The organism is Streptomyces sp. 6-11-2, assembly GCF_006540305.1.
GTDB lineage: Bacteria > Actinomycetota > Actinomycetes > Streptomycetales > Streptomycetaceae > Streptomyces.
The window spans coordinates 4537074-4562045 of sequence record NZ_BJOR01000001.1 but is presented as its reverse complement, the minus strand read 5'-3'; the positions used below and the strand labels follow the sequence as shown (position 1 = coordinate 4562045).

21 protein-coding genes are annotated in these 24972 nt (G+C 71.5%); 15 read left to right on the top strand and 6 right to left on the bottom strand.

What is annotated here, in order from left to right:
* Positions 1-36: 36 nt before the first annotated feature.
* On the top strand, positions 37-1623 hold the full coding sequence (locus TNCT6_RS20065) for a PucR family transcriptional regulator ligand-binding domain-containing protein (RefSeq protein ID WP_373996193.1): 1587 nt from the start codon (positions 37-39) through the stop codon (positions 1621-1623).
* A gap of 62 nt (positions 1624-1685) precedes the next feature.
* On the top strand, positions 1686-2474 hold the full coding sequence (locus TNCT6_RS20060) for a phosphatase (RefSeq protein ID WP_141360669.1): 789 nt from the start codon (positions 1686-1688) through the stop codon (positions 2472-2474).
* Here the strand turns inward: TNCT6_RS20060 and TNCT6_RS20055 are convergent.
* The 3 genes from TNCT6_RS20055 to TNCT6_RS20045 all read right to left on the bottom strand — a co-directional run bounded on the left by TNCT6_RS20055 (position 2471) and on the right by TNCT6_RS20045 (position 5479).
* Complete coding sequence (locus TNCT6_RS20055; protein WP_141360668.1) at positions 2471-3370, bottom strand: acyl-CoA thioesterase II; 900 nt, start codon at positions 3368-3370, stop codon at positions 2471-2473. The two genes, TNCT6_RS20060 and TNCT6_RS20055, sit on opposite strands and share 4 nt — an antisense overlap.
* Positions 3371-3384: 14 nt before the next feature.
* Entirely contained in the window at positions 3385-4542 is a 1158-nt protein-coding gene (locus TNCT6_RS20050; RefSeq protein WP_141360667.1) for an acyl-CoA dehydrogenase family protein, read from the bottom strand.
* 328 nt (positions 4543-4870) lie between these two features.
* Positions 4871-5479, bottom strand: coding sequence for a TetR/AcrR family transcriptional regulator (locus TNCT6_RS20045; protein WP_141360666.1), 609 nt, complete (start codon positions 5477-5479; stop codon positions 4871-4873).
* A gap of 108 nt (positions 5480-5587) precedes the next feature.
* Here TNCT6_RS20045 and TNCT6_RS20040 point away from each other — a divergent pair, with 108 nt between their 5' ends.
* The 10 genes from TNCT6_RS20040 to TNCT6_RS19995 all read left to right on the top strand — a co-directional run bounded on the left by TNCT6_RS20040 (position 5588) and on the right by TNCT6_RS19995 (position 18572).
* Entirely contained in the window at positions 5588-7204 is a 1617-nt protein-coding gene (locus TNCT6_RS20040) for a carboxyl transferase domain-containing protein (protein WP_141360665.1), read from the top strand.
* 17 nt (positions 7205-7221) lie between these two features.
* A complete protein-coding gene (locus TNCT6_RS20035; protein WP_141366627.1) occupies positions 7222-9159 on the top strand; it encodes an acetyl/propionyl/methylcrotonyl-CoA carboxylase subunit alpha in 1938 nt (645 codons plus the stop codon).
* A complete protein-coding gene (locus tag TNCT6_RS20030) occupies positions 9156-10124 on the top strand; it encodes a hydroxymethylglutaryl-CoA lyase (RefSeq protein WP_141360664.1) in 969 nt (322 codons plus the stop codon). Before TNCT6_RS20035 ends, TNCT6_RS20030 begins: the two co-directional genes overlap by 4 nt.
* A 6-nt stretch (positions 10125-10130) precedes the next feature.
* Complete coding sequence (locus TNCT6_RS20025) at positions 10131-11291, top strand: acyl-CoA dehydrogenase family protein (protein WP_141360663.1); 1161 nt, start codon at positions 10131-10133, stop codon at positions 11289-11291.
* 134 nt (positions 11292-11425) lie between these two features.
* A complete protein-coding gene (locus TNCT6_RS20020) occupies positions 11426-12475 on the top strand; it encodes an ABC transporter substrate-binding protein (RefSeq protein WP_141360662.1) in 1050 nt (349 codons plus the stop codon).
* A 73-nt stretch (positions 12476-12548) separates the two neighbouring features.
* Entirely contained in the window at positions 12549-13412 is an 864-nt protein-coding gene (locus TNCT6_RS20015; protein ID WP_141360661.1) for a siderophore-interacting protein, read from the top strand.
* Positions 13413-13542: 130 nt separating this feature from the next.
* Entirely contained in the window at positions 13543-14985 is a 1443-nt protein-coding gene (gene desA, locus TNCT6_RS20010) for a lysine decarboxylase DesA (protein WP_141360660.1), read from the top strand.
* Complete coding sequence (locus TNCT6_RS20005; RefSeq protein ID WP_373996192.1) at positions 14969-16279, top strand: lysine N(6)-hydroxylase/L-ornithine N(5)-oxygenase family protein; 1311 nt, start codon at positions 14969-14971, stop codon at positions 16277-16279. Before desA ends, TNCT6_RS20005 begins: the two co-directional genes overlap by 17 nt.
* On the top strand, positions 16276-16806 hold the full coding sequence (locus tag TNCT6_RS20000) for a GNAT family N-acetyltransferase (RefSeq protein ID WP_141360659.1): 531 nt from the start codon (positions 16276-16278) through the stop codon (positions 16804-16806). Before TNCT6_RS20005 ends, TNCT6_RS20000 begins: the two co-directional genes overlap by 4 nt.
* Positions 16803-18572 carry an IucA/IucC family siderophore biosynthesis protein gene (locus TNCT6_RS19995; protein WP_141360658.1) on the top strand — a complete coding sequence of 590 codons (1770 nt, stop codon included), beginning with the start codon at positions 16803-16805 and terminating at the stop codon, positions 18570-18572. The genes TNCT6_RS20000 and TNCT6_RS19995 overlap by 4 nt, the downstream gene beginning before the upstream one ends.
* 77 nt (positions 18573-18649) lie before the next feature.
* On the opposite strand, the gene TNCT6_RS19990 is transcribed toward TNCT6_RS19995, so the two are convergent.
* The gene (locus TNCT6_RS19990; RefSeq protein WP_141360657.1) at positions 18650-20239 is read right to left on the bottom strand and encodes a beta-N-acetylhexosaminidase; all 1590 of its coding nucleotides are present in this window, start codon (positions 20237-20239) and stop codon (positions 18650-18652) included.
* Between the two features lie 125 nt (positions 20240-20364).
* Here TNCT6_RS19990 and TNCT6_RS19985 point away from each other — a divergent pair, with 125 nt between their 5' ends.
* The 3 genes from TNCT6_RS19985 (at position 20365) to glmS (ending at position 23460) form a co-directional block, all read left to right on the top strand.
* On the top strand, positions 20365-21261 hold the full coding sequence (locus TNCT6_RS19985) for a DUF4429 domain-containing protein (protein WP_141360656.1): 897 nt from the start codon (positions 20365-20367) through the stop codon (positions 21259-21261).
* 112 nt (positions 21262-21373) lie between these two features.
* Entirely contained in the window at positions 21374-21631 is a 258-nt protein-coding gene (locus TNCT6_RS19980; protein WP_141360655.1) for a hypothetical protein, read from the top strand.
* An 11-nt stretch (positions 21632-21642) separates the two neighbouring features.
* Positions 21643-23460, top strand: a complete 1818-nt coding sequence (glmS, locus tag TNCT6_RS19975) for a glutamine--fructose-6-phosphate transaminase (isomerizing) (RefSeq protein ID WP_141360654.1) — start codon at positions 21643-21645, stop codon at positions 23458-23460.
* 176 nt (positions 23461-23636) lie between these two features.
* Here the strand turns inward: glmS and TNCT6_RS19970 are convergent, their stop codons facing one another.
* Positions 23637-24203 (bottom strand): GPR1/FUN34/YaaH family transporter, encoded by a 567-nt coding sequence (locus TNCT6_RS19970; protein WP_141360653.1) that lies wholly within the window; start codon positions 24201-24203, stop codon positions 23637-23639.
* A gap of 150 nt (positions 24204-24353) precedes the next feature.
* Entirely contained in the window at positions 24354-24881 is a 528-nt protein-coding gene (locus TNCT6_RS19965) for a universal stress protein (RefSeq protein WP_141360652.1), read from the bottom strand.
* Between the last annotated feature and the right edge of the window lie 91 nt (positions 24882-24972).

Sequence of the window (24972 nt, the reverse complement as noted above, 5' to 3'; positions counted from 1 at the left end):
CATTCGAGTCGCGACGGTATGGAGGGAATGCACATCATGCCGGACGCATCCGTGTCACTGGCCCCGGCGGTCCCACCGACCCCACCAATCCCGCTGTCCGCGCTGCTGGCCCGGGAGGACCTCGCGCTGCGCCTGATCGCCGGCCCGGCCGACCGGGACACCGTGATCCACTGGGCGCACACCTCGGAGATGACCGACCCCTACCCGTACCTGCTGGGCGGCGAGCTGCTGCTGACGGCCGGGGTGCACGTCACTCCGGCGGACGCCACCGGCCCGTACTTCGACACCTATGTCTCCCGGGTGGCCGCGGCGGGCGGCGCGGCCATCGGCTTCGGCCTGGCGCCGGTGCACGACTCGGTACCGCGCACTCTGGTGGCGGCCTGCGAGGCCCACGGCCTGCCGCTCCTGGAGGTCCCGACGCAGACCACCTTCTCCGGCGTCGCCCGCGCCGTCTGGCAGCTGATGGCGCAGGCCCGGCTGGCGGAACTGCGCCGCGTCACGGAGGCACAGCAGAGGCTCGCGGCCGCCGCCTCCCGCCCCGACCCCGTCCCCTCCGTCCTGCGTCAGCTGGCCCAGCGCCTGACCGGCTGGGCGGCCCTGTACGGCCCGGACGGCGCGGAGATCGCCTCGGCGGGCCGCGCCCCGCACGACGCGGCCCGCCAGGCGCTCGCCCACCTGACGGACGTGGTCCGCCCGGCCCCGACGACCACGGCGCCCCCGACCCCACCGGGCACGCCCGTCCGGACGCCCACGACCCCGGCTCCGCCCCCTACCGGCCGTCCCGTCCGGGCAGCCGCCCCCGCGGGCCGGCCCGCGCCCTCCTCCGCCACCGACACCGTGGCCGGCAGCCATCTCGCCGCCTACGCCCTCGGGACCGGGCAGGGCTTCGTGCTCGGGGTGTCCTCGCCGCGCCGTGAACCCGGGGACCACACCATCGCGTCCGTGGCCGCCGTGCTGCTCTCGCTGCTCACCGGGGAGCACCGCAGCGGTACGGGGGCGGCCCGCTCCTCGGCGCTGGTGCGGGTGCTGCTGGGCGCGGCGCCCGAGGACGTGGCACCGCTGCTCGGGACCGGACGGTGGGTCGTCGTGCACGCGCGGCCGGAGAACCAGGCGGCCGACGCCGTGGCCGCCGCCGCGCTCGGCGCCGCGCTCGGCTCGGCCCTGGTCGACCTCGCCGACGGGGTCGTACGGGTCCTCCTGCCCGCCGAGCGGGAGCCGGGCCCCCAGCCCGGCTGGGCCCTCGGGGTGAGCACCGCCGTGGGCCCCGGCGACTGGGCGGCGGCCGACTCCCAGGCGGCCCGCGCCCTGGCCCGCGCCCGCGCCACCCGCGCCGCCCTGGTCGGCCACGGCACCCGCCCCGGCCTGACCGACCTGCTCCCTCGGGACGAAGCCGACGCCCACGCCCAGGCGCTGCTCGCCCCCCTCGGCGCGGCTCCCGCGCTCATCGAGACGCTGCGCACCTGGCTGTCCCTGCACGGCAGTTGGGACCGCACCGCGGTCGCCCTGTCGGTGCACCGCAACACCGTCCGCCAGCGCATCGCCCGCTGCGCCGCCCTCCTCGGCACCGACCTGGACGACCCCGACGTCCGCATGGAACTGTGGTTCGCCCTGCGGCGGGCGTGACCCGCGTCCCAGCGGCCGGGACACCGGCGACGCGGGCAGTGCGCTGCACCACAATGGGAGCCATGCCGATATCCGGGACACCCAGCCGCGCCGAGCTCGTCGACCACCTCGTGAGGACCCGTATCGCCGGGGACGTCGCCACCCCTCGCGAGAACAACCTCTCCCACTACCGCAAGCTCGCGAACGGCGACCGCCACTTCTGGCTCGGTCTGGAGCTCGGCGACCGCTGGAGCGACGAGCAGGACGTGCTGGCGGTGATGGCGGAGCGCGTCGGCGTCAACGACGACCCGGAGCACCGCTACGGCCAGGACACCATCGACCCCGAGCTGACCGTCGACGCCCTGGAGCGGATGGCCGGCCGGCTGCGCAAGGCGGCCGACAGCCGTCAGCGGGTCCTGTTCGCCACCGGTCACCCCGGCGGCCTGCTCGACGTGCACCGCGCCACCGCCGCCGCCCTGCGCGCCGCCGGCTGCGAGATCGTGGTGATCCCGGACGGGCTCCAGACGAACGAGGGGTACGTCATGCAGTTCGCGGACGTGGCCGTCCTGGAACACGGCGCCACGCTGTGGCACACCCACTCCGGCGAGCCGATGCGGGCCGTCCTCACCGGCCTGGAGCGCGAGGGCCGCCCGCTGCCCGACCTGGTCGTCGCCGACCACGGCTGGGCGGGATACGCCGGTCAGCACGGCGTGGACTCGGTCGGCTACGCCGACTGCAACGACCCGGCCCTGTTCGTCGCCGAGGCCGAGGGGACCGTCCAGGTGACCGTGCCGCTCGACGACCACGTGGTCAGCCCCCGGTACTACGACCCGATGACGGCGTACCTGCTGGACCGGGCGGGCCTGGGCTAGGAGCCGGCGGCAGGTCCTTCGGAGCGGGGCACTCGGACCACGCCCTCCTGGATCACCGAGATCGCCAGCCGGCCGTCCTGGGTGTAGATGCGGGCCTGGCCGAGGCCGCGGCCGCCGTGCGCGGAGGGGGACTCCTGGTCGTACAGCAGCCACTCGTCGGCCCGGAACGGCCGGTGGAACCACATCGCGTGGTCCAGCGAGGCCCCGACCACGTCGCCGACCGCCCAGCCGCCGCGGCCGTGCGCGAGCAGCACGGAGTCCAGCAGCGTCATGTCGGAGACGTAGGTGGCGAGGACGACGTGCAGGAGAGGTTCGTCGATGTCGCCGTCGAGCTTGCCGTTGGCCCGGAACCACACCTGGGAGTGCGGCTCGCGCGCCTCGCCGAACCTGCCGTACGGCGGCTCGTCGGCGTAGCGCAGGTCGACGGCCTCGCGGGCCTCCAGGAATCGCTCCACGACCTGGCGCGGGAGGTGGTCGTAGCCGCGCATCCGCTCCTGCGAGGTGGGCAGGGTCTCCGGGTCCGGGGCGAGCGGCATGGGTGCCTGGTGCTCCAGCCCCTCCTCGTACGTCTGGAAGGACGCCGAGAGGTGAAAGACGGGCTGCCCGTGCTGGACCGCGACGACCCGGCGGGTGGTGAAGGAGCGGCCGTCGCGGATGCGGTCCACGGTGTAGACGATGGGCGCGCCCGGGTCGCCGGGGCGCAGGAAGTACGCGTGCAGCGAGTGCGCGTGCCGGTCCCCGGGGACCGTGCGCCCGGCGGCGACCAGCGCCTGCGCCGCGACCTGCCCGCCGAAGACGCGCGGGACGACCGCGTAGCGGGACTGGCCGCGGAAGATGTCCCGCTCGATCCGCTCCAGGTCGAGCAGATCGAGCAGGGACCGAAGTGCTGGGTTCATGCGCCGTCCTGCCCTTACAGGCCCATGTCCTTGGCGATGATCGACTTCATGATCTCGCTGGTGCCGCCGTAGATGCGGTTGACGCGGTTGTCCGCGTACAGGCGGGCGATCGGGTACTCGTTCATGTAGCCGTAGCCGCCGTGCAGTTGGAGGCAGCGATCGATGACGCGGTGGGCCACCTCGGTGCAGAACAGCTTGGCGGAGGCGGCCTCGGCGGGGGTGAGTTCACCGGCGTCGAGGGCGTCCAGCGCGCGGTCGGCGACGGCCTGCGCCGCGTCCACCTCGGCCTGGCAGGCGGCCAGCTCGAACTTGGTGTTCTGGAAGTGGGCGACCGGCTTGCCGAAGACGGTGCGCTCCTGCACGTACTGCTTGGCGAACCGGACGGCGGCGCCGGCCTGCGCGTAGGCGCCGAAGGCGATGCCCCACCGCTCGGAGGGCAGGTTGGCGCCGAGGTAGGAGAAGCCCTTGTTCTCCTCGCCGAGCAGGTCCTCGACCGGCACCTTGACGTCGACGAACGCCAGCTCGGCGGTGTCGGAGGCCTTCAGGCCCAGCTTGTCGAGCTTGCGGCCCACCGAGTAGCCCTCGGACCGGGTGTCCACGGCGAACAGGGAGATGCCGTGGCGGCGGTCCTCGGCCGTCGGGGCGGCGGTGCGGGCGCAGACGATGACCTTGTCGGCGTGGACGCCGCCGGTGATGAAGGTCTTGGCGCCGTTGAGGACGTAGTGCGTGCCGTCCTCGCTCAGCCGGGCGGTGGTCTTCATGCCCGCGAGGTCGGAGCCGGTGCCGGGCTCGGTCATCGCGATGGCCCACATCTCCTCGCCGGAGACGAACTTGGGCAGGTAGCGCTTCTTCTGCTCGTCGGTGGCGAGCATCTTGAGGTAGGGCAGCGCGAGCAGGACGTGGACGCCGGAGCCGCCGAAGGTGACGCCCGCGCGGGCGGTCTCCTCGTACTGGACGGCCTCGAACCGGTGCGTCTGGAGTCCCGCGCCGCCGTACTCCTCGGGGACGTTGATGCCGAACAGGCCGAGCTCGGCGAGCCGGTGGTAGAACTCGCGCGGGACCTGGCCGGCGGCGCACCACTCGTCGTAGACCGGTACGACCTCGGCCTCGATGAAGGCGCGGAGGGTCTCCCGGAACGCCTCGTGATCCTCACTGAACACCGTACGACGCACGCCGCCACCTCCACACATGGACTGTCTAAGCGCTTGCTCACACCAACGTACCGGCGAGTACACAACGCCGTAAAGAGCAGCCCGGGTAAGACAGGTCACAGAAGCGGCGAGCCGGAGCGGGCGGGGGGCGAAGCCCCTTGCCACCAGGGGCGCGGGGAACCGCGCGCCCGGCCCCCACGAACCCGCAGGCAACCACGGGGGTCCGGGGGCGAAGCCCCCCGGGACGGGACGGGACGGGTAGGGGCGGCGGGGGCGAACCAGACCCCACACACACCCCGGGGGCATGGGGCACAGCCCCATCACATGCCGGGCCGCACCCACAAACCGCTCAGCCCGCCGCAGGCGCAGGCGCCGACGCGAACGCCCCCCGAGCCATCCGATGCAGCAACTCCGCCGTGTCCCCCCGCCCCGGCAGGGCACCCGCCCGCCCCAGATGCGGCGTGGAGTTCAGCAGCCCGAACACCGAGTGCACGGCCGACCGCGCGGCCGGCTCGGCGAGATCCGGGTGGACCTGACGGACCACCTCCACCCACAGCTCGACGTACTGCCGCTGAAGCTGGCGCACCAGCTTGCGGTCGCTGTCCCGCAGGCGGTCCAGCTCCCGGTCGTGCAAGGTGATGAGGGGACGGTCGTCGAGCGCGAAGTCGATGTGCCCCTCGATGAGGGAGTCGAGCACCGCCTCCGGCCCGGCCACCCCGTCGGCCTCGGCCAGACGCCGCTTCGCCCCCGTCAGGAGCTGACCGCTGATGCCGACCAGCAGCTCGGCGAGCATCGCGTCCTTGCCCGCGAAGTGCCGGTACAGACCCGGCCCGCTGATGCCCACGGCGGCGCCTATCTCGTCGACGCCGACACCGTGGAAGCCGCGTTCGGCGAAGAGCCTCGCGGCTTCCTTGAGGATCTGCTCGCGGCGGGTGGGGGCATCGGTTCGGGTGGCCATGGAAGTAATTCTAGACAGGGAGGTTAGCGCTCGTTAACCTGGAGGCAAACGCGTTAACGCTCATTAACAGTCGGGCGCACCGACCACCCGGGTGAGGGGACCGCAAGGATGCACGAGGCACCGGAGCTGACGAGCGCGGCCGATCCCGCGTCGGAGGCCTGGCGGGCCAACGAACAGGCACACCGCGCGCTCGCCGAGGAGCTGCGCGGCAAGCTCGCCGCCGCACGGCTCGGCGGCGGCGAGAGGGCGCGCGCCCGGCACACCGCGCGCGGGAAACTGCTGCCGCGCGACCGCGTGGACACCCTCCTCGACGCCGGGTCGCCCTTCCTGGAGCTGGCACCGCTGGCCGCCGACGGGATGTACGAGGGCCAGGCACCGGCCGCCGGGGTCATCGCCGGCATCGGACGGGTCGGCGGCCGCGAGTGCGTGATCGTCGCCAACGACGCCACCGTCAAGGGCGGGACCTACTACCCGATGACGGTGAAGAAGCACCTGCGGGCCCAGGAGGTGGCCCTGGAGAACCGCCTGCCCTGCCTGTACCTGGTCGACTCCGGCGGCGCCTTCCTGCCCATGCAGGACGAGGTCTTCCCCGACCGGGAGCACTTCGGGCGGATCTTCTACAACCAGGCCCGGATGTCGGGCGCCGGAATTCCGCAGATCGCCGCCGTCCTCGGCTCCTGCACGGCCGGCGGGGCCTACGTCCCGGCGATGAGCGACGAGGCCGTGATCGTCCGCAACCAGGGCACGATCTTCCTGGGCGGGCCGCCGCTGGTGAAGGCGGCCACCGGCGAGGTCGTGACCGCCGAGGAGCTCGGCGGCGGCGAGGTCCACTCCCGGATCTCCGGCGTCACCGACCACCTCGCCGAGGACGACGCCCACGCCCTGCGCATCGTACGGAACATCGTGGCGACCCTCCCCACGCGCGGCTCCCTGCCCTGGGAGGTCACAGAGGCGGTCGAGCCCAAGATCGACCCCCACGGGCTGTACGGGGCGGTGCCCGCTGACCCCCGCACCCCCTACGACGTCCGCGAGATCATCGCGCGCGTGGTCGACGGCTCCCGCTTCGCCGAGTTCAAGGCCGAGTTCGGGCAGACCCTCGTCACCGGCTTCGCCCGGATCCACGGCCACCCGGTCGGGATCGTCGCCAACAACGGCATCCTGTTCTCCGAGTCCGCCCAGAAGGGCGCCCACTTCATCGAGCTGTGCGACCAGCGCGGGATCCCGCTGCTGTTCCTGCAGAACATCTCGGGCTTCATGGTGGGCAAGGACTACGAGGCGGGCGGCATCGCCAAGCACGGCGCCAAGATGGTCACCGCGGTCGCCTGCACCCGCGTGCCCAAGCTGACCGTCGTGGTCGGCGGTTCGTACGGCGCGGGCAACTACTCCATGTGCGGCCGGGCCTACTCCCCCCGCTTCCTGTGGATGTGGCCGAACGCCAAGATCTCCGTCATGGGCGGCGAGCAGGCCGCCTCCGTGCTCGCCACCGTCAAGCGGGACCAGCTCGAAGCCCGCGGCGAGGAGTGGCCGGCACGGGACGAGGAGTCGTTCAAGGCCCCCATCCGCGCCCAGTACGAGCACCAGGGCAACGCCTACTACGCCACCGCCCGCCTCTGGGACGACGGCGTGATCGACCCGCTGGAGACCCGCCAGGTGCTGGGCCTGGCCCTGACCGCGTGCGCCAACGCCCCGCTGGGTGACCCCCAGTTCGGCGTCTTCCGGATGTGAGGGGGGACCTCGTGACCATGTTCGAAACGGTTCTGGTGGCCAATCGGGGCGAGATCGCCGTCCGGGTCATCCGTACGCTGCGCGCGCTCGGCGTGCGCTCGGTGGCCGTCTTCTCCGACGCCGACGCCGGCGCCCGGCACGTCCGGGAGGCCGACACGGCGGTCCGGATCGGCCCGGCGCCCGCGGCCGAGAGCTATCTGTCCGTCGAGCGGATCCTGGAGGCCGCCGCCCGTACCGGCGCGCAGGCCGTCCACCCGGGGTACGGCTTCCTGGCGGAGAACGCCGGGTTCGCGCGCGCCTGCGAGGAGGCCGGGCTGGTCTTCATCGGCCCTCCGGCCGACGCGATCTCCCTCATGGGCGACAAGGTCCGCGCCAAGGAGACGGTGAAGGCCGCCGGGGTGCCGGTGGTCCCCGGTTCCAGCGGCTCCGGGCTCACCGATGCCCAGCTCGCCGACGCCGCCCGCGGGATCGGTATGCCGGTGCTGCTGAAGCCGTCCGCCGGCGGCGGCGGCAAGGGCATGCGGCTGGTGCGGGACGCAGGCCAGATCGACGAGGAGATCGCCGCCGCCCGCCGTGAGGCCCGCGCCTCCTTCGGCGACGACACCCTGCTGGTCGAGCGCTGGGTCGACCGCCCCCGGCACATCGAGATCCAGGTCCTGGCCGACGGCCACGGCAACGTGGTGCACCTCGGCGAGCGCGAGTGCTCCCTCCAGCGCCGCCATCAGAAGATCGTCGAGGAGGCCCCGAGCGTGCTCCTCGACGAGGAGACCCGGGCCGCGATGGGCGAGGCCGCGGTCCAGGCGGCCCGCTCCTGCGGGTACCGGGGCGCGGGCACGGTGGAGTTCATCGTTCCCGGCAAGGACCCGGCGTCGTACTTCTTCATGGAGATGAACACCCGCCTCCAGGTGGAGCACCCGGTCACCGAGCTGATCACGGGGCTCGACCTGGTGGAGTGGCAGCTGCGGGTGGCGGCGGGCGAGCCGCTGGCGTTCGCCCAGGAGGACGTCCGGCTGACCGGTCACGCGATCGAGGCGCGCCTGTGCGCGGAGGACCCGGCCCGCGGGTTCCTGCCCTCGGGCGGCACGGTGCTCGGGCTGCGCGAGCCGGAGGGGGACGGCGTGCGCACCGACTCCGGGCTCAGCGAGGGCACGGAGGTCGGCAGCCTGTACGACCCGATGCTGTCCAAGGTGATCGCCCACGGCCCGGACCGCGCCACCGCGCTCAGGAAACTGCGGGCGGCCCTCGCCGGGACGGTCACGCTGGGCGTGCAGACCAACGCCGGGTTCCTGCGCCGGCTGCTGGCCCACCCGGACGTGGTGGCGGGCGAGTTGGACACCGGGCTGGTGGAGCGGGTGGCGGACGAGCTGATCCCCGCGGAGGTGCCGGAGGAGGTCTACGAGGCCGCCGCGGCCGTACGGCTGGAGGACCTGCGGCCGAAGGGCGGGGGCTGGACCGACCCGTTCTCCGTGCCGAGCGGCTGGCGGCTGGGCGGGGAGCCGAAGCCGATGGCGTTCCCGCTGCGCGTGGCGGGACTCGAACCGGTCACTCACCAGATGCGCGGCACCCCCACCGTCACCGACGACACGGTGTCCGTCACTCTCGACGGCGTCCGCCACACCTTCCACCGCGCCGCCGACTGGTTGGCCCGCGACGGCGACGCCTGGCACGTGCGCGACCACGACCCGGTGGCCGCCTCCCTCAGCCGCGCGGCCCACTCCGGCGCCGACTCGCTCACCGCCCCCATGCCGGGCACGGTCACGGTGGTGAAGGTCGCGGTCGGCGACGAGGTGGCCGCGGGGCAGAGCCTGCTGGTCGTCGAGGCGATGAAGATGGAGCACGTCATCTCCGCGCCGCACGCCGGCACCGTCACCGAGCTGGACGTCACACCGGGCACGACGGTCGCCATGGACCAGGTCCTGGCGGTCATCGCCCCCGTGGAGGAGGAGACGGCATGAGCACCTCGGACCGCTTGAGCACGTCGGACACCGGCCTCCCGATGGTGGTCCCGGCCCCCGACCTGCCCGCGCGGATCAGGATCCACGAGGTCGGACCGCGCGACGGACTGCAGAACGAGAAGGCGACCGTGCCGACCGAGGTCAAGGCGGAGTTCATCCGCCGCCTCGCCGACGCGGGCCTGACCACCGTGGAGGCCACCAGCTTCGTCCACCCGAAGTGGGTACCCCAACTGGCGGACGCGGAGGCGCTGTTCGCTCAGGTCAAGGATCTGAAGGGGGTGCGTCTGCCGGTCCTCGTGCCCAATGCGCGCGGGCTGGAGCGCGCGCTCGCCCTGGGGGCGGACCGCATCGCCGTCTTCGCCAGCGCCACCGAGTCCTTCGCCAGGGCCAACCTCAACCGCACGGTGGAGGAGTCACTCGCGGTCTTCGAACCCGTCGTGGCCCGCGCGAAGGAGAAGGGCGCCCATGTCCGCGGCTACGTCTCCATGTGCTTCGGCGACCCCTGGGAGGGCGCCGTCCCGCTCCACCAGGTCGCCCAAGTGTGCAGGGCGCTGCTGGACATGGGCTGCGACGAGCTGAGCCTCGGGGACACGATCGGCGTCGCCACCCCGGGGCACGTCCTGGAGCTGCTGGCCACGCTCAACGAGCAGCACGTGCCGACCTCCGCGCTCGGCGTGCACTTCCACGACACCTACGGCCAGGCCCTCGCCAACACCCTGGCCGCCCTCCAGCACGGCGTCACCACCGTCGACGCCTCCGCGGGCGGCCTCGGCGGCTGCCCGTACGCCAAGTCCGCCACCGGCAACCTCGCCACCGAGGACCTCGTGTGGATGCTGCGGGGTCTCGGCATCGAGACCGGAGTCGACCTCGGCCGCCTGACCGCCACCAGCGCGTGGATGGCCGATCGGCTGGGCCGCCCCAGCCCCTCCCGCACCCTCCGTGCCCTCTCCCACAAGGAGCAGTGATCGACGATGAACCACCGTCTCTCCCCCGAGCTGGAGGAACTCCGCCGTACGGTGGAGCAGTTCGCCCACGACGTCGTCGCCCCGAAGATCGGCGACTTCTACGAGCGGCACGAGTTCCCGTACGAGATCGTCCGGGAGATGGGCCGCATGGGCCTGTTCGGGCTGCCGTTCCCGGAGGAGTACGGCGGCATGGGCGGCGACTACCTGGCGCTGGGCATCGCGCTGGAGGAGCTGGCCCGGGTGGACTCCTCGGTCGCCATCACGCTGGAGGCCGGAGTCTCGCTCGGCGCCATGCCGATCCACCTCTTCGGCACCGAGGAGCAGAAGCGCGAGTGGCTGCCGCGGCTGTGCTCCGGCGAGATGCTGGGCGCCTTCGGCCTCACCGAGCCGGACGGCGGTTCGGACGCGGGCGCGACGCGTACGACGGCCCGGCTGGACCCGGACACCAACGAGTGGGTGATCAACGGCACCAAGTGCTTCATCACCAACTCGGGCACGGACATCACCGGGTTGGTGACCGTGACCGCGGTGACCGGCCACAAGCCCGACGGGCGCCCGCAGATCTCCGCGATCATCGTCCCCTCCGGCACGCCCGGCTTCACGGTGGCACCCGCCTACTCGAAGGTCGGCTGGAACGCGTCCGACACCCGTGAGCTGTCCTTCGCCGACGTCCGGGTGCCGGCGGCGAACCTGCTGGGCGAGGAGGGCCGCGGCTACGCGCAGTTCCTGCGGATCCTCGACGAGGGCCGGATCGCCATCGCGGCGCTGGCGACCGGGCTGGCCCAGGGCTGTGTGGACGAGTCGGTGAAGTACGCCAAGGAGCGGCACGCCTTCGGCAAGCCCATCGGCTCCAACCAGGCCATCCAGTTCAAGATCGCCGACATGGAGATGAAGGCCCACACCTCCCGCCTGGCCTGGCGCGACGCCGCCTACCGGCTGGTGGCCGGCGAGCCCTTCAAGAAGGAGGCCGCGCTCGCCAAGCTCTACTCCTCGACGATCGCCGTCGACAACGCCCGCGACGCCACCCAGGTCCACGGCGGCTACGGCTTCATGAACGAGTATCCGGTGGCCCGTATGTGGCGCGACTCCAAGATCCTCGAGATCGGCGAGGGCACGAGCGAGGTGCAGCGGATGCTGATCGCGAGGGAGCTGGGCCTGACGAGCTGACGCCCCGGCAGCGCACGGGCCGCCGACCGGCACGGACGTGACGACCCGCCCCCTGGACAGGAACTGAGGTTAGGCTAACCTACCTTCGAACCTGTCCGGCGGGCGCTCCGCCCCGTTCGAAAGCAGTCACACCCATGCCCAACGCCCGTGCCACTCATCTCTCCCGCCGCGGCATCCTCGCCGCGGGCGGCGCCCTCGGTCTCGGTGCCGTACTCGCAGCCTGTGGTGACGGCGACGCGAAAGGCGGCGGCTCGGGCGGCAATGCGGCGACCGGCGCGTCCGGCCCCTGGGCCTTCAAGGACGACCGCAAGCAGACCGTGAAGACCGACAAGGCCCCCTCGCGGATCGTCGCCTTCGTCGGGGTCGCCGCCGCGCTGCACGACTACGGCGTCCGGGTCGAGGGCGTCTTCGGCCCGACGACGACCAAGGACGGCAAGGCCGATGTGCAGGCCGGCGACATGGACGTCAGCAAGGTGACGGTGCTCGGCAACGAGTGGGGCCAGTTCAACATCGAGAAGTACGCGTCCCTCGCCCCCGACCTGCTCGTCTCCACCATGTTCGACGACGCGGGCACCCTCTGGTACGTCCCGGAGGAGTCGAAGAAGAAGATCCTCGCCGTCGGCGCCCCCACCGTGGGGATCTCCGTCTACGACCGGCAGCTGACGGAGCCGCTGGAGCGCATGCTCGCGCTGGCCGAGTCGCTCGGCGCGGACGTCACCGGCGACAAGGTGAAGCAGGCCAGGAAGCGGTTCGAGGACGCGGCCGTCCGGCTGCGCGCCGCCGCCCGGTCGAAGCCGGACATCAAGGTGCTGGCGGGCTCCGCGAGCCAGGACCTGTTCTACGTCTCCGGCACCAACCTCTCCGTCGACCTGGAGTACTTCAAGGCCCTCGGCGTGAACTTCGTCGAGCCCCCGGAGAGCGCCAAGAAGCAGGGCGGCGGCTGGTACGAGTCCCTGAGCTGGGAGAACGCCAACAAGTACGCGGCGGACATCATCATGATGGACAACCGCACCTCGGCGATCCAGCCCGCCGACATCACCCAGGGCACCTGGAAGAAGCTGCCCGCGGTCAAGGCGAAGCAGGTCATCGCCCGCAACCCCGAGCCGATCCTGTCGTACGACAAGTGCGCCCCGCTGCTCGAGGACCTCGCGAAGGCCATCGAGACGGCGAAGAAGGTCGCCTGACTCGACCCGCGCCCCCGGGCACGCACCACCACCCCCCACACCCAAGCACCCTGACGATGACTCAGGAGCACCCATGACGACGGCCGTGGCCGCCCCGTTCCGCTTCTTCTCCCTCCAGGTCGTACGGACGAGGCGGCTCGGCCCGTCTCTCGTCCGGGTCACCTTCGCCGGGCCCGACCTGCACGCCTTCCACTCCGATGGACTCGACCAGTCCCTCTCCCTGTTCCTGCCGCACCCGGGCCAGTCCGAGCCGGTGGTGCCGCTCGAACTCGGGGACGGGTGGTGGCAGGGCTGGCGCGACCTCCCCGACGACGTACGGGCGGTGATGCGCTCGTACACCCTGCGGTCCCTGCGCCGCGGACCCGACGGGCCCGACGAGATCGACATCGACTTCGCCCTGCACGGCATGGAGCCCGGCGCCGCGGTGCCCGCCGGCCCCGCCTCCCGCTGGGCCGCCCGTGCCACTCCGGGCGACCGCGTCCTGCTGCTCGGTCCGGCGGTCGCGGACAACCGGGCGATCCGCTTCCGCCCGCCCGAGGACACCGATCTGGTGGTGATGTGGGGCGACGAGACCGCCGTGCCCGCGGCGACCGCGATCCTGGAGTCCCTGCCGGCCGGCACGCGGGTGCGCGCGTGGCTGGAGGTGGGGCACATGGGCGACATCCAGGACGTGGTGACCGACGCCGACGCCGAGGTCACCTGGCTGGTGCGCGAGCCGGGCCGCCCGGAGGGGCCCCCGATGGCGCTCGACGCCCTGCGCGGCATCCGGTTCCCGGCCGGCGCGCGGCCCTACGTCTGGCTCGCGGGCGAGTCCGGGTGCGTCCGGGCGCTACGCCGGCACTTCGTCGGCGAGCGCGGGACCGACCGGCGCCGCGTCACCTTCGTGGGCTACTGGCGGCACGGTCTGAGCGAGGAGCAGTTGCGCGCGCAGGAGTGACACCGGTCACGGCGGGGCAGCGTTCGACCTAGATCAACTTAGGTTAGGCTAACCTAAGTTGAGTTGCGCACGAACGGCGCCGCTTTCCCGTCCCGCTCGGACCGTCCCCACCCACCGGAGGACCCCCCACATGCGCTCACACCTGCTCAATGACCTGACCGCGGAGCACTACCGCCGGTCCGTGAAAGAAGGAGTGGAGCGGGTGGCCGCCCGACTGGCCACCACCGACCGGCCGTTCACGGGCGTGACCGCCGACGCCCTCGCCCCCCGCATCGAGCGGATCGACCTCGACCGGCCCCTGAACGACACCACGGCGGCCCTCGACGAGCTGGAGGAGGTCTACCTCCAGGACGCCGTCTACTTCCACCACCCCCGCTACCTCGCCCACCTCAACTGCCCGGTCGTCATCCCGGCGGTGCTCGGCGAGGCCATCCTGTCCGCCGTCAACTCCTCCCTCGACACCTGGGACCAGTCGGCGGGCGGCACCCTGATCGAGCGCAAGCTCATCGACTGGACGGCCGCCCGCGTCGGCCTCGGCCCCGACGCCGACGGCGTGTTCACCTCCGGCGGCACCCAGTCCAACCTCCAGGCGCTGCTGCTGGCCCGTGAGGAGGCCAAGAGCGACGCCGTCTCCAAACTGCGGATCCTCACCTCCGAGGCAAGCCACTTCAGCGTGCGGAAGTCAGCCCGACTGCTGGGCCTGGGCCCCGATTCGGTGGTCTGTGTCCCCGTCGACCACGACCAGCGCATGCAGACCCTCGCGCTCGCCCACGAGCTGGAGCGCTGCCGCCGCGACGGGCTGGTCCCGATGGCCGTGGTCGCCACCGCCGGCACCACCGACTTCGGCTCCGTCGACCCGCTGCCCGAGATCGCGGAACTGTGCGAGCAGTTCGGCACCTGGCTGCACGTCGACGCGGCGTACGGCTGCGGCCTGCTGGTCTCCCCCACCCGGCGCGACCTGCTCGCCGGCATCGAACGCGCCGACTCGGTCACCGTCGACTACCACAAGTCCTTCTTCCAGCCGGTGAGTTCCTCCGCCGTGCTGGTCCGTGACGCCTCGGTCCTGCGGCACGCCACCTATCACGCGGACTACCTCAACCCGCGTCGCGCGGTGACCGAGCGCATCCCCAACCAGGTCGACAAGTCCCTCCAGACCACCCGCCGCTTCGACGCCCTCAAACTGTGGATGACCCTGCGCGTGATGGGCGCCGACGGCGTCGGACAGCTCTTCGACGAGGTGTGCGACCTGGCCGCCGCGGGCTGGAAACTGCTCGCCTCCGACCCGCGCTTCGACGTCGTCGTCGAGCCGGCGCTGTCCACCCTGGTCTTCCGCTACATCCCGGCGGCCGTCACCGACCCGGCCGAGATCGACCGCGCCAACCTCTACGCCCGCAAGGCCCTGTTCGCCTCCGGCGCCGCGGCCGTCGCGGGCACCAAGGTCGCCGGCCGCCACTACCTGAAGTTCACCCTGCTCAACCCCGAGACCACCACCGGCGACCTCACCGCCGTCCTCGACCTGATCGCCGGCCACGCCGAGCAGTACCTGGGAGAGTCCCTTGACCGCGCGTCCTGAAGCGACCGAAGCTCCCGAGGTCCCGGAACAGCCCCGGACCGCCTACGACTTCGTGGGCATCGGCCTGGGCCCCTTCAACCTCGGCCTGGCCTGCCTCACCGAGCCGATCGCCGAACTGAACGGCGTCTTCCTGGAGTCCAAGCCCGACTTCGAGTGGCACTCGGGAATGTTCCTCGACGGCGCCCACCTCCAGACCCCGTTCATGTCGGACCTGGTCACCCTGGCCGACCCGACCTCCCCGTTCTCCTTCCTCAACTACCTGAAGGAGAAGGGCCGCCTGTACTCGTTCTACATCCGGGAGAACTTCTACCCGCTGCGCGTCGAGTACGACGACTACTGCCGCTGGGCGGCGTCCCGGCTGAGCAGCGTCCGCTTCGGCACGACGGTCACCGAGGTGACGTACGACGACGGCGACGAGCTGTACACCGTGCGGACGCACACCGGAGCCGCCTACCGCACCCGCCGGCTGGTGCTCGGCACGGGCACACCCCCGTACCTTCCCGAGGCCTGCCGCGACCTGCCCGGCGACCACCTGCACAACTCCCGCTATCTGGAGCACAAGGCGGCGCTCCAGCGCAAGGAGTCGATCACGCTGGTGGGCAGCGGCCAGTCCGCCGCCGAGATCTACTACGACCTGCTCGGTGAGATCGACGCCCACGGCTACCGGCTGACCTGGGTCACCCGCTCCCCGCGCTTCTTCCCGCTGGAGTACACCAAGCTCACGCTGGAGATGACCTCCCCGGAGTACATCGACTACTACCACGCGCTGCCGGAGGAGACCCGCTACCGCCTCACCGAGCAACAGAAGGGCCTGTTCAAGGGCATCGACGGCACCCTGATCGACGACATCTTCGACCTGCTCTACCAGAAGAACCTCGGCGGCCCGGTCCCCACCCGCCTGCTCACCAACTCCGCGCTCACCGGCGCGACCCACCACGACGGCGCGTACACCCTCACCTTCCGCCAGGAGGAGCAGGGGAAGGACTTCGAGCTGCGTTCCGAGGGCCTGGTCCTGGCCACCGGCTACCGGTACGCCGAACCGGAGTTCCTGAAGCCGATCCGGGACCGGCTGCGCTACGACTCCCGCGGCAACCACGACATCGGCCGCAACTACGCGATCGACGTCACCGGCCGGGGCGTCTTCCTCCAGAACGCCGGCGTGCACGCCCACAGCGTCACCAGTCCCGACCTGGGCATGGGCGCGTACCGCAACAGCTGCATCATCCGCGAGCTGCTCGGCACCGAGCACTACCCGGTCGAGAAGACCATCGCTTTCCAGGAGTTCGCCGTATGACCTTCACGATCCGTCCGCTCGACCCGCTGAAGGACGCCGAGCTGCTGCACGGCTGGGTCACCCATCCCAAGGCGGCGTTCTGGATGATGCAGGACGCGAAACTCACGGACGTCGAGCGCGCCTACATGGAGATCGCAGCCGACCGCCACCACAACGCCTTCCTCGGCCTGCACGACGGCGAGCCCGCCTTCCTGATGGAGAGGTACGACCCGGCCCATCGCGAGCTGGTGGGGCTGTACGAGCCGGAACCGGGCGACGTCGGCATGCACTTCCTGGTCGCGCCGACCGACACGCCGGTGCACGGGTTCACGCGGGCCGTGCTCACCGCCGTGCTGCGGCACCTGTTCGAGGATCCGGCGACGCGCCGGGTCGTGGTGGAGCCCGACGTGCGGAACAAGGCCGTGCAGAGACTGAACACGGCCGTCGGGTTCGTGCCGGAGCGCGAGATCGGCAAACCCGAGAAGACGGCGTTGCTGAGCTTCTGCACCCGGGAGCAGTTCACCGCGGCGACGGGGGTGACGGCATGACCCTCGCCGACGCCGTGTCCCACCTCTCCCCGGAGCGCTGGGAGAGCGCCAACCGCCTGCTCATACGCAAGGCTCTCGCCGAGTTCACGCACGAGCGGCTGCTCGCTCCCCGGCCTGACGGAGACCACTGGGCCGTCCACACCGACGACGGCCTCACCCGCTACCGCTTCACCGCCGTCCGCCACGCCCTCGACCACTGGCAGGTGGACCCGGACTCGATCACCCGCCACCGCGACGGCACCGAACTGCCGCTCGCCGCACTGGACTTCTTCATCGAGTTCAAGGCGTCACTGGGGCTGAGCGACGAGATCCTCCCGATCTACCTGGAGGAGATCTCCTCCACCCTGGCGAGCACCTGTTACAAGCTCGCCAAGCCGCGGGTCACGTCGGCCGAGCTGGCGAAGGGCTCCTTCCAGGAGATCGAGAGCGGCATGACCGAGGGCCACCCCTGCTTCGTCGCCAACAACGGGCGGCTCGGCTTCGGGGGCCACGAGTACCTGGCGTACGCCCCCGAGACCGCGAGCCCCGTCCGGCTGGTGTGGCTGGCCGCGCACCGCTCACGGGCGGCTTTCACGGCGGGCGTCGGCATCGAGTACGAGGCCTTCCTCCGCGAGGAGCTGGGCGCGGAGACCGTCGAGCGTTTCCACGCCCGCCTCACCGGCCAGGGCCTCGACCCCGCCGACTACCTGCTCATCCCCGTCCACCCCTGGCAGTGGTCGAACAAGCTCACCGTCACCTTCGCCGCCGAGATCGCCCGCCGGCACCTGGTCTGCCTGGGCGAGGGCGACGACGAGTACCTGGCCCAGCAGTCCATCCGGACCTTCTTCAACCGCACGAACCCGCAGCGGCACTACGTCAAGACCGCGCTGTCCGTGCTCAACATGGGCTTCATGCGCGGACTGTCGGCCGCCTACATGGAGGCCACCCCGGCCATCAACGACTGGCTGGCCCAGCTCATCGCCGACGACCCGGTGCTGAAGTCGACCGGCCTGACGATCATCCGCGAGCGCGCGGCCGTCGGCTACCGGCACCTGGAGTACGAGGAGGCGACGGACCGCTACTCGCCGTACCGGAAGATGCTGGCCGCGCTGTGGCGCGAGAGCCCGGTGCCCTCGCTGCGGGAGGGCGAGTCCCTGGCCACCATGGCCTCGCTGCTGCACGTCGATCACGAGGGCGCGTCCTTCGCGGGTGTCCTGATCGAGCGCTCCGGACTGTCCCCGCGGCAGTGGCTGCGCGGCTACCTGCGCGCCTACCTCACCCCTCTCCTGCACAGCTTCTACGCCTACGACCTGGTGTTCATGCCGCACGGCGAGAACGTGATCCTGGTGCTGGAGGACGGCGAGGTGCGGCGGGCGGTCTTCAAGGACATCGCCGAGGAGATCGCGGTGCTGGACCCGGACGCCGCGCTGCCGCCCCAGGTGCGGCGGATCCGGGTGGAGGTCCCGGACGACCAGAAGCTGCTGTCCCTCTTCACGGACGTCTTCGACTGCTTCTTCCGCTTCCTGGCCGCGGGCCTCGCCACCGAGGGGATCCTGGAGGAGGACGGCTTCTGGCGGACGGTCGCCGAGGCGGTCCGCGGGTACCAGGAGTCGGTGCCCGAACTCGCCTGGAAGTTCCGGCAGTACGACCTGTTCGCCCCCGAGTTCGCGCTGTCCTGCCTCAACCGGCTCCAACTGCGCGACAACCGGCAGATGGTGGACCTCGCGGACCCCTCCGGGGCGCTCCAGCTGGTCGGGACCCTGCGGAACCCCCTCGCGGGGCGGTGAGCCCCGGCGCGGACGGACGGGCACCCCGGAGTACGGTCCTCCGGGGTGCCCGTCGTCGTGTGTTCCCCCCGCTGTTCCTACTGCGCGGGCCAGGGCACCTGCGGGGAGCGGTAGTACCCGATCCCGAGCGCGTCCCAGCGCGGCGCCTGGGCCGCCAGGCGCGTCCTGTAGGTGTTCCAGTCGTGCGTGGCCGCGGGTGACCAGCCGAGTTCGGCGACGCCGGGCAGCCGGGGGAAGGCCATGGCGTCGATGTGCGCGGAGGTGGACAGGGTCTCCGACCACAGCGGGGCCTCGACACCGCGCACCGCTGAGGCGGGCGCGCCCGGCAGGTAGCTGCCCGGGTCCCAGTCGTAGGACCGCTGCACCTCGACGTAGCCGGCCCAGGCCAGTCCGAGCGGGGTGTCCTTGGTGTACTTCATGTCGAGGTACACCCGGTCGGCCGGGGACAGGATCAGCCCGGTGCCGTTCTGCGCGGCCTGGGCGACCTGGGACTTCTCCGCGGCGCTGGTGGAGTCCAGGCCCCAGTACTGGGCGAGCGCGCCCTTGGCCGGGGTGGTGCCGGTCAGCTGGTGCCAGCCGATCACCGTCTTGCCGTACTTGGCGACGATCGGCTGCACCCGGTTCATGAACTTCACGTAGTCGTCGTGGCTCGTGGAGTGCGCCTCGTCGCCGCCGATGTGCAGGTAGCGGCCGGGGGTGAGGGCGGCCAGCTCGCGGATGACGTCGTCCACGAAGTCGTACGTGACGTCCTTGGACACGCACAGCGAGCTGAACCCGACGTTGGTGCCGGTGTACAGCGGCGGTGCCACGCCGTCGCAGTTCAGCTCCGCGTAGGAGGAGAGGGCCGCGTTGGTGTGGCCGGGCATGTCGATCTCGGGCACGACCTCCAGATGGCGGGAGGCGGCGTAGCGGACGATCTCCTTGTAGTCGGCCTTGGTGTAGTGGCCGCCCTCGCCACCGCCGACCTGCGTGGAGCCTCCGTGGGTCGCCAGGCGCGGCCAGGAGTCGATGGCGATGCGCCAGCCCTGGTCGTCGCTCAGGTGCAGATGCAGCTTGTTGATCTTGTAGAGGGCGAGTTCGTCGATGTAGCGCTTGACCTGCGTGACGGTGAAGAAGTGCCGGGAGACGTCGAGCATGGCGCCGCGGTAGGCGTAGCGCGGGCTGTCCTTGATGGTGCCGCCGGCGACCAGCCACGGGCCCGGCTGCACGGATTTCTTCTCTACGGCCGGGGGCAGCAGCTGCCGCAGGGTCTGCACACCGTGGAAGAGGCCGGCCGGCTTTCCGGCGGTGATCGTCACCCCGCTCGCCGCGCTGTCCAGCCGGTAGCCCTCGGCGCCGTACGACCCCTTGGCCAGCCGCAGCCGAATGCCGCCCTGGCCCTGTGTGGTCAGCGGCAGGCGGTAGCCGGTGGAGGGCCGCAGGACGTCCGCGAGGTACTCGCCCACCTGGCGCGCCCCACGGGAGCCGTCGACGCGGATGTGGGTGCCCGCCGTGATGCGGTACGGGGATCCGCCCGCCCGGACGGAGGCGGGGGCCGGGACCACCTGGCCCAGCGGCGTCGCGGCCGCTGCGGGCGCCGCCTTCCCGGCGGGCGCGGCGCCCACGGTGAAGGCTCCGGCGGCCGCCACGAGCAGCAGCGCGCCCAGGGCCCGGCTCGTCCTGGGCATCCGGATTCTGCGGGGAGTCGTGCTGTGGTGCCGTCTCACATGCGCTCCCTTCGTTCGGCTCGGGGACTCCATGAGCCCCGACGGTATAGACCACTCTCTCGCAGATGGGGTGAAACAATCTCCCCATGACGGAAATCATCCAGAACGACGGCACGTGGGTCCTGGACGGCGACGCCCTGAGACTGACCCCGGGACGGGACAAGAACGTCGGTCTGCTGCGCCGGACCCTGGGTGAGATCCGCGTACCGCTCGCCGCTCTGGCGGGCGTTTCGTTCGAGCAGGGCAAGCGGTGCGGGCGGCTCAGGCTGCGGTTGCGCGACGGCGCCGATCCGCTGCTGCACGCGACCGCGGGCCGGCTGACCGAGCCGCACGACCCCTATCAGCTGCTGGTCGAGTCAGAGCGGTACGGGGTCGCCGAATACTTCGTGGACGTGGTCCGTGACGCCCTGCGGCTGGAGCAGGTGCCCCCGGTCCCGGTGACGGAGTACCTGCTGCCCGGTCCCGCGCTGCCGCTCTCGGTGTCGGCCGGGGACGGCACGGCGAGCTTCGACGGCGAGCGGGTGCGTCTGGAGTGGAACTGGAAGACGGAGGACGCCAAGGCCGCGGGCGGGGCCCGCACGATAGCGCTCGCCGACATCACCGCGGTGGAGTGGCTGCCCGCCGCCGGGCTGGAGAACGGCTTCCTGCGCCTCACCGTGCGGGGCGCGCCCGCCGGCGTCCCGCCCAAGCACGACCCGAACGCCGTGGAACTGTGGGGTTTCAAGAAGGACCCGCTGATGGCGCTGGTCGCGGCGGCCGTGCAGGCCCGGCTGCCGCATCCGTCCGCGCCATGGGACGGGGCCGTGGACGGCGGGCCCGCCGTGGTGGAGGCCGCGGTCCCCGACCAGGGCGCGGACGGGGACGGGGAGAACCACGACGCCCTGCTGCGACGGCTGCGCGAGCTGGGCGAACTGCACCGCACGGGAGTGCTCACGGACGAGGAGTTCACCCTGGCCAAGCAGGCGGTCCTCAGACGCATGTGAGAACCGCTCCGGGCGCCTCCACCACCTCGCCCCTGCCCTCCCACCGACACCTCCTGCCCGAAATCGGGCAGGTTTCTTGCGAAAGCCCGCCCCTTACTCCAGAATCCACCGGGTGCACGACGAACTTGTTGATCACCTGACGCGGTCCACGCCCCTGAACCGGGGCGAGGCGCTGCGGGTGGTCCAGGACGTGCTCGCCTACTTCGACGAGACGACCGAGGAGTTCGTCCGTCGCCGCCACCGTGAGCTCCAGGCCCAGGGCCTGGTGAACGCGGAGATCTTCGAACGGATCTTGGCGGACCTGAAATACCGGGCGGTGGCACCGCCGGAACTCTCCCTCCGGCAGCTGCGCCGGATCGTCTACGGCTGAGGGATACCTGTATGTGCGGAATCGTCGGATACATCGGCAAGCGTGACGTCGCCCCCCTGCTCCTGGAAGGCCTTCAGCGCCTGGAGTACCGCGGCTACGACTCCGCGGGCATCGCCGTCACCTCGCCGAAGACGGCCGGCCTGAAGATGGTCAAGGCCAAGGGCCGGGTCCGCGACCTGGAGGCCAAGGTCCCGGCGCGCTTCAAGGGCACGACCGGCATCGCCCACACCCGCTGGGCCACCCACGGCGCCCCCTCCGACGTGAACGCCCATCCGCACATGTCGGCCGACAACAAGGTCGCCGTCGTGCACAACGGCATCATCGACAACGCCTCCGACCTGCGCCGCAAGCTCCAGGCGGAGGGCGTGGAGTTCCTCTCCGAGACCGACACCGAGGTGCTCACCCACCTCATCGCCCGCTCCGAGGCCGAGACGCTGGAGGAGAGGGTCCGCGCCGCCGTCCGCCAGGTCGAGGGCACCTACGGCATCGCCGTCCTGCACGCCGACTTCACCGACCGCATCGTGGTGGCCCGCAACGGCTCGCCGGTCGTGCTCGGCATCGGCGAGAAGGAGATGTTCGTCGCCTCCGACATCGCCGCGCTGGTCACCCACACCCGCCAGATAGTCACGCTCGACGACGGCGAGATGGCCACCCTCAAGGCCGACGACTTCCGTACGTACACCACCGAGGGCACCCGCACCACCGCCGAGCCGACCACCGTGGAGTGGGAGGCCGCCTCCTACGACATGGGCGGCCACGACACCTACATGCACAAGGAGATCCACGAGCAGGCCGAGGCCGTGGACCGGGTGCTGCGCGGCCGGATCGACGACCGGTTCGCCACCGTGCACCTCGGCGGCATCAACCTCGACGCCCGCGAGGCGCGCGCGGTGCGCCGGGTCAAGATCCTCGGCTGCGGCACCTCCTACCACGCGGGCATGATCGGCGCCCAGATGATCGAGGAGCTGGCCCGCATCCCCGCCGACGCCGAGCCGGCCTCCGAGTTCCGCTACCGCAACGCGGTGGTCGACCCCGACACGCTGTACATCGCGGTCTCCCAGTCCGGCGAGACGTACGACGTGCTGGCGGCCGTGCAGGAGCTCAAGCGCAAGGGCGCGCGGGTGCTCGGCGTCGTCAACGTGGTGGGCTCCGCCATCGCCCGCGAGGCGGACGGCGGCATCTACGTGCACGCCGGGCCCGAGGTCTGCGTGGTGTCCACCAAGTGCTTCACCAACACCTGCGTCGCCTTCGCGCTGCTCGCCCTGCACCTGGGCCGCATCCGCGACCTGTCGGTGCGCGACGGCAAGCGGATCATCGAGGGCCTGCGCAGGCTGCCGGCGCAGATCTCCGAGATCATGAAGCAGGAGGAGGAGATCGAGCGGCTGGCCCGGGACTACGCCGACGCCCGCTCGATGCTCTTCATCGGCCGGGTCCGGGGCTACCCGGTGGCCCGTGAGGCCTCCCTGAAGCTCAAGGAGGTCTCCTACATCCACGCCGAGGCCTACCCGGCCTCCGAGCTCAAGCACGGCCCGCTGGCCCTGATCGAGCCCGCCCTGCCGACGGTGGCGATCGTGCCGGACGACGACCTGCTGGAGAAGAACCGCGCGGCCATGGAGGAGATCAAGGCCCGCAGCGGCAGGATCCTCGCCGTCGCCCACCAGGAGCAGGAGAAGGCCGACCAGACGATCGTCGTGCCCAAGAACGAGGACGAGCTGGACCCGATCCTCATGGGCCTCCCCCTCCAACTCCTCGCCTACCACACGGCGTTGGCCCTGGGCCGGGACATCGACAAGCCGCGCAACCTGGCCAAGTCGGTAACGGTGGAGTAGCGGATCGCCCCAAAGGGCGCGGGGCCGCATCGACATGCGGCCCCGCCGTGGGGGCGCGACCAGCCCCCACGCACCCGCACGGGCAGAACAACAGACCGGACCCCCGCGTGTGCCACCCATCACGCGGGGGTCCGTCTCCGTCGCCGGGGAGCATGCCAACCCCCCAGCCCGCGCGGCTAACCGGTGGCCGTCACCCCCCGGCCGGCAGCGCGTCGCGGAAGTTCCGTGGGCCAGTGGGCGAGCGCCGCCGTGGCCGCGTACCAGGCGACGGCTCCCGCCGCCACGGCGAACCAGCCGCCCACCTTCGCCAGGCCGCCGTTGTCGGCGAAGAGCGCGATGGCGAGCAGCACCAGGGAGACGAAGAACAGCCCGTAGGTGCCCTGTCCGAGCACGTCGCCGCCGGCGAGCGTCAACGTCAGGGCCACGAGGGCGAACAGGAGCAGGAAGAGCCCCGCGCCATTGCCGGAGACCTGGCTGCCCACCGAGACGGCCCAGGTGAACCAGAGGGCGCCGAGCGCGCAGTAGGCCGTACCGGTCGCGGTGTCGCGATCGCGGAAGGCCAGCAGTCCGGCGACGAACAGCGCGACGCCGCCCACATAGTGAGCGAGTGTCACCGAGTCGTTCGCCGTCACTCCGTTGATGACTTCGGTGTACCCGAGGCCGAAGGCCAGCAGGGTGACACCGAGGGCGAGTCGGCCGAGGATGGTGGTCGTGGTGCTTCCCGCAGAGACGTCGTTGGCCACGGCAAGCTCCCTTCATGCCTGCGCAGTTGTGCGGTGACCGGTATATGCCCTTCACAAGGGCACAAACACCTCTACGTGCGAGTAGCTTACGGAAAGCGCGTGGCTGGAAAGGGAAGTTGGCCGACGTGAGCCCGGCCGGGGCGGAACCGGCTAAGGGATGACGACGACCGGCCGCTGCGCGCGCTTGGCGAGCCGGCCCGCGACCGAGCCGAACAGGCGCCCCACGAGCCCGTGCGTGGAGCCGACGACGATCGCGTCCGCCTCGTACTCCTTGCCCACCTCTTCGAGTTCGTGGCAGATGTCGCCGCCGCGCTCGACGAGGATCCAGGGCACCTCCGCCAGGTACTCCGCGCAGGCGAGTTCGAGGCCGAGGACCTCGGTGCGGTGGTCCGGCACGTCCACGAAGACGGGGGGCTCGCAGCCCGCCCACACCGTGGTGGGCAGCCGGTTGGCGACATGCACGATGATCAGCCCCGAGTGGGTGCGCAGCGCCATGCCGATCGCGTAGGCGAGGGCGCGCTCACTGGAGGTGGATCCGTCGAAGCCGACGACGACGCCGTGCTTGAACGCCGGATCGCAGGGATGGCGTGACTCTTCCGCCGCCAGGGGATCGGCCGCCGTGGGGTCGGCGAGCGGTCGCTTGCGGTCCGCGGGTTCGAAGAATTCGTGACCGGCCATGGCTGTCTCGGCGATGTGATCCTTTGTCGGGGACGACAGTCTGCGGCGAAGCTGTGTCCGGGAATGGTCTTCCCGTCCCCATACCCCCAAG